Source organism: Saccharomonospora iraqiensis subsp. paurometabolica YIM 90007 (assembly GCF_000231035.2).
Taxonomy (GTDB): Bacteria; Actinomycetota; Actinomycetes; order Mycobacteriales; family Pseudonocardiaceae; genus Saccharomonospora; species Saccharomonospora paurometabolica.
In genome coordinates this window covers 156,492-162,601 of record NZ_KI912238.1, presented here as the reverse complement: position 1 = coordinate 162,601, position 6,110 = coordinate 156,492, and the positions used below count along the sequence as shown (strand labels likewise).

At 74.1% G+C, this 6,110-nt stretch carries 8 protein-coding genes; 6 read left to right on the top strand and 2 right to left on the bottom strand.

The window, feature by feature from the left end; all coding sequences use genetic code 11:
* The coding region (locus SACPADRAFT_RS0212980; protein WP_007026080.1) for a carbon-nitrogen hydrolase family protein at nucleotides 1-681 on the bottom strand (681 nt) is incomplete at its 3' end.
* A gap of 48 nt (nucleotides 682-729) precedes the next feature.
* Between SACPADRAFT_RS0212980 and hisD the strand changes: the two genes are divergently transcribed.
* The 4 genes from hisD (at nucleotide 730) to SACPADRAFT_RS32840 (ending at nucleotide 3,982) form a co-directional block, all read left to right on the top strand.
* Nucleotides 730-2,061 carry a histidinol dehydrogenase gene (gene hisD / locus SACPADRAFT_RS0212975; RefSeq protein ID WP_007026081.1) on the top strand — a complete coding sequence of 444 codons (1,332 nt, stop codon included), beginning with the start codon at nucleotides 730-732 and terminating at the stop codon, nucleotides 2,059-2,061.
* On the top strand, nucleotides 2,058-3,155 hold the full coding sequence (locus tag SACPADRAFT_RS0212970; RefSeq protein WP_007026082.1) for a histidinol-phosphate transaminase: 1,098 nt from the start codon (nucleotides 2,058-2,060) through the stop codon (nucleotides 3,153-3,155). Before hisD ends, SACPADRAFT_RS0212970 begins: the two co-directional genes overlap by 4 nt.
* Entirely contained in the window at nucleotides 3,152-3,751 is a 600-nt protein-coding gene (gene hisB / locus SACPADRAFT_RS0212965; protein ID WP_007026083.1) for an imidazoleglycerol-phosphate dehydratase HisB, read from the top strand. The genes SACPADRAFT_RS0212970 and hisB overlap by 4 nt, the downstream gene beginning before the upstream one ends.
* 72 nt (nucleotides 3,752-3,823) lie before the next feature.
* Nucleotides 3,824-3,982 carry a hypothetical protein gene (locus SACPADRAFT_RS32840; RefSeq protein ID WP_007026084.1) on the top strand — a complete coding sequence of 53 codons (159 nt, stop codon included), beginning with the start codon at nucleotides 3,824-3,826 and terminating at the stop codon, nucleotides 3,980-3,982.
* A gap of 50 nt (nucleotides 3,983-4,032) precedes the next feature.
* Here SACPADRAFT_RS32840 and soxR read toward each other — a convergent pair whose 3' ends face one another.
* The gene (gene soxR / locus SACPADRAFT_RS0212955) at nucleotides 4,033-4,494 is read right to left on the bottom strand and encodes a redox-sensitive transcriptional activator SoxR (RefSeq protein ID WP_007026085.1); all 462 of its coding nucleotides are present in this window, start codon (nucleotides 4,492-4,494) and stop codon (nucleotides 4,033-4,035) included.
* A 97-nt stretch (nucleotides 4,495-4,591) separates the two neighbouring features.
* On the opposite strand from soxR, the gene SACPADRAFT_RS0212950 reads away from it, so the two are divergent.
* Complete coding sequence (locus SACPADRAFT_RS0212950) at nucleotides 4,592-5,605, top strand: threonine ammonia-lyase (protein WP_051442450.1); 1,014 nt, start codon at nucleotides 4,592-4,594, stop codon at nucleotides 5,603-5,605.
* A 33-nt stretch (nucleotides 5,606-5,638) separates the two neighbouring features.
* Nucleotides 5,639-6,046 (top strand): nitroreductase family deazaflavin-dependent oxidoreductase, encoded by a 408-nt coding sequence (locus SACPADRAFT_RS0212945; protein ID WP_007026087.1) that lies wholly within the window; start codon nucleotides 5,639-5,641, stop codon nucleotides 6,044-6,046.
* Nucleotides 6,047-6,110 lie beyond the last annotated feature (64 nt).

The following is a 6,110-nucleotide window of genomic DNA, read 5'->3' as shown; positions in this document are numbered from 1 at the left end:
GAACGGATCGGCCACGATCGAGTGACCGATGCCGGTCGGTGCCTTCGGGTGCGGTGTGATCCCGGACGCGGCCGGGTCGGCCTGCCCGCACGCCAGCACCCAGGTGCCCGAGTCGAGCGCCCGCGCGCGCACGAGCAGCTCCCACTGCGCGAGCTTGCCCTCGCCCGCGCCCCAGGACGCGGGCAGGACGACGGCCTCGGCCCCCTTGTCGGCCAGCGCCCGGAACAGTTCGGGGAAGCGCACGTCGTAGCAGGTGGCCAGGCCGAGGGTCATCCCGTCCACGGTCACCGTCACCGGGTCGGAGCCCGGGGCGACCGTGTCCGACTCCCGGAAACCGAAGGCGTCGTAGAGGTGGATCTTGTCGTAGCCGCGGTGTTCGCCGGGCCCGGTGACCAGCAGGGTGTTCCGGACCCGGGCGCCGTCCCCCGCGGGAGTGAACATTCCGGCGATCACGAGCACTCCCGCCTCGCGGGCGATCCCGGCGACCGCGGTCGCCCACGGTCCGTCGACCGGTTCGGCCAGCGGGCCCAGCCGGGTGCCGAACCGGGCCATCATCGCCTCGGGGAAGACCACCACTCGGGCCCCCGCCCCGGCGGCCGCGGTGCCCCACTCCCGGATCAGCGGCAGATTCTCCGCCGGATCGGCACTCGATGTGAGCTGACACAAGCCCACGCGCAGCATGCGCACCTCCCGGGAGGAAACCTGTCGGGGCCTCGTACCCTTGACCGTATGTTGAACCGCACCGACCTGCGCGGTCGTGTCCCGGCCCCGGCCCAGTTACGTGCCACGCTACCGCGTGCCGAGGTGGACGTGGACGCGGTGCAGCATCAGGTACGGCCGGTCGTCGAGGCGGTGCGCGAGCACGGCGTGGCGGCGGTGCTCGACTACACCGAGCGGTTCGACACGGTGCGGCCCGCCCGCGTGCGGGTGCCCCGGTCCGCGCTGGACGACGCGCTCGCGGGCCTGGACGGCGCCGTCCGGACCGCGCTGGAGGAGTCGATCACCCGCGCCCGTGCGGTGCACGCCGACCAGCGTCGTGACGACGTCACCACCCGGGTCGCCGAGGGCGGCACGGTCACCGAACGCTGGGTGCCCGTCGGGCGGGTCGGCCTGTACGCGCCGGGCGGACTGGCCGTGTACCCCTCCAGCGTGGTGATGAACGTGGTGCCCGCCCAGGCCGCCGGGGTCGGTTCGCTGGTGCTGTGCTCACCCCCGCAGGCGGAGTTCGGGGGCCTGCCGCACCCGACGATCCTCGCCGCCGCCGCGCTGCTGGAGGTCGACGAGGTGTGGGCGGTCGGCGGCGCGCAGGCCGTCGCGCTGCTGGCGCACGGGGCGTGCGACACCGACGGCACCGACCTGGACCCGGTCGACATGGTGACCGGGCCGGGCAACCTCTACGTCACCGCCGCGAAGCGGATGCTGCGGGGGATCATCGGCATCGACTCCGAGGCGGGGCCCACCGAGATCGCGATCCTCGCCGACGACACGGCCGAGCCCGCGCACGTGGCCGCCGACCTGGTCAGCCAGGCCGAGCACGACACCCTGGCCGCCAGTGTGCTGGTGACCACCTCACCCGCGCTGGCCGACGCCGTGGACGCCGAACTGGAGACGCGGGTCGCGGACACCAAGCACACCGAGCGCGTCCGGACGGCGCTGACCGGCAGGCAGTCCGGCACCGTCCTGGTCTCCTCGCTGGACGACGGCCTGCGCGTGGTCGACGCCTACGCAGCCGAGCACCTGGAGATCCAGACCGCCGACGCCGCCGGGGTGGCCGCCCGGGTGCGCAACGCGGGTGCGATCTTCGTGGGCCCGTACGCGCCGGTCTCGCTCGGCGACTACTGCGCCGGGTCGAACCACGTGCTGCCCACCGGCGGCTTCGCCCGGCACTCCTCGGGTCTGTCCGTGCAGAGCTTCCTGCGCGGCATCCACGTCGTGGACTACAGCGCGGCGGCGCTGGCCGACGTGGCCGAGGCGGTGGTCGCGCTGGCCGACGCGGAGGACCTGCCCGCGCACGGCGAGGCCGTGGCCGCCCGGTTCCCGGGTTCGGAGGGCACCGCATGAGCGCCGAGGACGTCACCCCGGAGCAGTTGCCGCTGCGCGAGGACCTGCGCGGCCGCAGCCCGTACGGGGCCCCGCAGCTGGACGTGCCGGTGCGGCTGAACACGAACGAGAACCCGTTCCCGCCGCCGGCGGAACTGGTGGACGACGTCGCCGAGGCGGCCCGGGAGGCCGCCCGCGAGTTGCACCGCTACCCGGACCGCGACGCCGTGGCATTGCGCCGGGACCTCGCGGCGTATCTGTCCGCCGCGACCGGTGCGTCGCTGACCGAACGGCACATCTGGGCCGCCAACGGCTCGAACGAGATCCTGCAGCAGGTGTTGCAGGCGTTCGGTGGCCCGGGGCGGTCGGCGCTCGGGTTCGAGCCGTCGTACTCGATGCACCCGATCCTCGCCTCGGGCACCCGCACCGAGTGGCGCCCCGCGCCGCGTGCGGCCGACTTCTCCCTGGACGCCGGGGCCGTGGCGGAGGTCGTGGCCGAGCGTGCCCCGGACGTGGTCTTCGTGACGAGCCCGAACAACCCCACCGGCGGGTCGGTCCCGGAGGAGGCGCTGGACGCGATCCTGCGTGCCGCGCCGGGGCTGGTCGTCGTGGACGAGGCCTACGCCGAGTTCTCCTCCCGGCCGAGCGCGGTGCACCTGCTGGACGAGCACCCGACGAAGCTGATCGTCTCCCGCACGATGAGCAAGGCGTTCGCCTTCGCCGGGGGCCGCCTCGGGTACCTGGCGGCCGCGCCCGCCGTGGTGGACGCGCTGCAACTGGTGCGGCTGCCGTATCACCTGTCCGTGCTGACGCAGGCGGCCGCCCGCGCGGCGCTGCGGCACGCCGACGCGACGCTCGCCTCGGTGGCGGAGCTGGCGGCCGAGCGGGAACGGGTCTGCGACGGCCTGCGCGCGCTCGGGCTCGACCCGGTGCACAGCGACGCCAACTTCGTCCTGTTCGGACGGTTCGCGGACGCTCCCGCCGTCTGGCGGTCCTATGTGGACCAGGGAGTGCTGATCCGGGACGTGGGGATCGAGGGACACCTGCGGGTGACCATCGGCACGCCCGAGGAGAACGACGCCTTTCTGCGGGCGAGCAAGGAGGTCGCGACGTGACCCGGAAGGGCGCGGTGGAGCGCACCACGAAGGAGTCGTCGATCCGGGTGGAGGTCGACCTGGACGGGACCGGTCGGGTCGAGGTGGCCACCGGGGTGCCGTTCTACGACCACATGCTGCACGCGTTCGGCGTGCACGGCAGTCTCGACCTGACCGTCGAGGCGACCGGCGACGTGCACATCGACGCCCACCACACCGTCGAGGACACCGCGATCGTGCTGGGGCAGGCGGTGCACCGGGCGCTCGGGGACAAGCAGGGCATCCGCCGGTTCGGGGACGCGTGGATCCCGATGGACGAGACCCTGGCGCACGCGGCCGTGGACGTCTCCGGCCGGCCGTACTGCGTCCACGTCGGGGAGCCGGAGCAGTTCCACACGTTCACCGTCGGGGGCAACTACCCGTTCGTGCTCACCCGGCACGTGTTCGAGTCGTTCGCCTTCCACGCGCAGATCGCGCTGCACGTCCGCGTGCTGCACGGGCGGGATCCGCACCACATCGCCGAGGCACAGTACAAGGCGCTGGCGCGGGCACTGCGGGAGGCGTGCGAACCCGACCCGCGCGCGGGCGGGGTCCCGTCCACCAAGGGCGTCCTGTGACCTACCGGTCGGGGGCGTCCGTGGTGGTCGGCGTGAGTCGTGGTTCCGGGCCCGGCCGGTGAGGGGGAACTGATGGCGGACGCGCTGGTGGCGCTGCTGTTGTTCGCCGTGGGCGGGTTCCTCGCGGGTGGGGCGGTCACCACCTGGAAGAACTCACGTGTCGCGGCCGTCGCGCTCGCCGTGGCGGCGCTGCTCGCGGTGGGTGGTGCTGTCGCCTGGCTGAGCGGCTGACCGGCTGAGCGGCTGACCGGGTGAGGGGGCGCCGGGTACGACCCACCGGGTCACAGTCCGCCCTCGGCGGACGGCTTGAGCACCGGGGCACCCGGCCCGTACCGGGCGATTTGGTCGTCCGGGTTGTTCAGGGCACAGGTGCGCAGCGACAGGCAGCCGCACCCGACACAGCCGGTGAGCTGGTCCCGCAGCCGTTGCAGCGCGTCGATGCGCGCGTCCAGCTCGGCCCGCCAGGTACGGGACAGCCGCGCCCAGTCGGCCTTGGTGGGGGCGTGGTCGTGCGGCAGCGTGGCGAGTGCCTCCCCGATCTGCTCCAGCGAGAGCCCCACCCGCTGCGCGGCGCGGATGAAGGCGATCCGCCGCAGCACGGAGCGCGGGAAACGGCGCTGGTTGCCCGCGGAGCGTTCCGCGTGGATCAGTCCGCGGTCCTCGTAGAAGCGCAGGGCGGTGTGCGGCACGCCGCTGCGTTCGGCGACCTGTCCGATGGTGAGATGGTCGGCGAGCTTCGTCACACCGCCACGGTACCTGCCCTCGACATTGCTCGAAGGAAAATCGCGGACGACCGCCGATCGCACCCGGCGGGGCCGCGGCCGGTGGCACACTGGACCGGTGGATCTCGTGACCCTGCCGGACATCCGCGCCGCCGCCGACCGGATCCGGGACGCGACGGTGCGCACCCCGCTGCTGCCCTGCCCGTGGGCGGGAGGACCCGGCTCCCTGTGGGTGAAACCGGAGAGTCTCCAGGCGGTCGGTGCGTTCAAGATCCGCGGGGCGCTCAACACGCTCGCCCGCCTCGACCCGGAGCGGCGCCGGCGGGGTGTGGTCGCCTATTCGAGCGGCAACCACGCCCGTGCCGTGGCCGCCGCGGCCCGTGCGGCGGGCGTCCGCGCGCACGTCGTGATGCCGGACTCGACCCCGCAGGTCAAGATCGACGGCACCCGGGCGTACGGGGCCGAGGTGGTCCTCTGCGGACCCGGCGAGCGGGAGGCCGTGGCCGGGCGGCTGGTCACCGAGCTGGGCGCGGAGCTGGTCCCGCCGTTCGACCACCCTGATGTGATCGCGGGGCAGGGCACGGTCGGCCTGGAGATCGCCGCCGACCTGCCGGACGTCGGTGTCGTGCTGGTCCCGGTCAGCGGTGGTGGCCTCGCCGCCGGGGTCGGGACCGCGGTGCGGGCGCTGTGTCCCCGTGCCCGGGTCGTCGGCGTCGAACCGGAGCTGGCGGCGGACGCGCGGGAGGGTCTGCACACCGGGCGGCGGGTCGACTGGCCGGTGGCGGACCGGGCACGGACGATGGCCGACGGGCTCCGTGCCCAACCGTCCGAGCTGACCTTCGCCCACCTGCGGGCCGTGCTCGACGACATCGTCACGGTGGGTGAGGACGAGATCCGCGCGGCGATGGCCCTGCTCGCGCGGCACGGCGGGCTCGTCGCCGAACCCAGCGGTGCGGTGGCCACGGCCGCGTGGTTGTTCCGGGCCCCGCGGCTGCCGGACGGTCCGGCCGTGGCCGTGGTCTCGGGCGGCAACGTCGACCCCGCGCTGCTCGCCGAGGTGCTGTCCACGACACCCGACGGGCTCCCGTCAGGCACCGCCGCGGTGTCCCGACGCGGCGGAGTGGATCGGTAGGGTGACGCGCGAACCGAGGGAAAGGGGCTGACGATGCTGTTCGGCGACGAACACGTGCGTCGGTACGAGGAGACCGACGGCGAGGTCGGCTACGACTGGTACAAGGGCGCGCCCATCCTGATCCTGACCACCACCGGCCGGCGGACGGGGGAACCGCGCAAGTCGGCGCTGATCTTCCAGGAGGTGGACGGGCGCTACGTGGTCGTGGCCTCCAAGGGCGGCGCGGACAGCCACCCGGCCTGGTACCTCAACCTGCGGGACGACCCCGACGTCCGGGTACAGATCCGGGGCGAGCGGTTCCCGGCGCGGGCCCGGACGGCCGATATGGACGAGAAGGCCCGGCTGTGGCCCGTGATGGCGGCCGTGTGGCCGGACTACGACGAGTACGCGCGCAAGACCGACCGGGACATCCCCGTGGTGATCCTGGAGCGGGCCTCCTGAGCGGCGGCGGGGGCCGCGGCACCGTGCGCGCCGCCCCACGCCCGGGGGGACGGGGCCCGGTGGG

What these genes read in the sequence shown, in the direction of transcription:
- hisD (WP_007026081.1), top strand. Translation starts at nt 730, where the DNA reads ATGTTGAACCGCACCGACCTGCGCGGTCGTGTCCCGGCCCCGGCCCAG.
- SACPADRAFT_RS0212970 (WP_007026082.1), top strand. Translation starts at nt 2,058, where the DNA reads ATGAGCGCCGAGGACGTCACCCCGGAGCAGTTGCCGCTGCGCGAGGAC.
- SACPADRAFT_RS32840 (WP_007026084.1), top strand. Translation starts at nt 3,824, where the DNA reads ATGGCGGACGCGCTGGTGGCGCTGCTGTTGTTCGCCGTGGGCGGGTTC.
- SACPADRAFT_RS0212945 (WP_007026087.1), top strand. Translation starts at nt 5,639, where the DNA reads ATGCTGTTCGGCGACGAACACGTGCGTCGGTACGAGGAGACCGACGGC.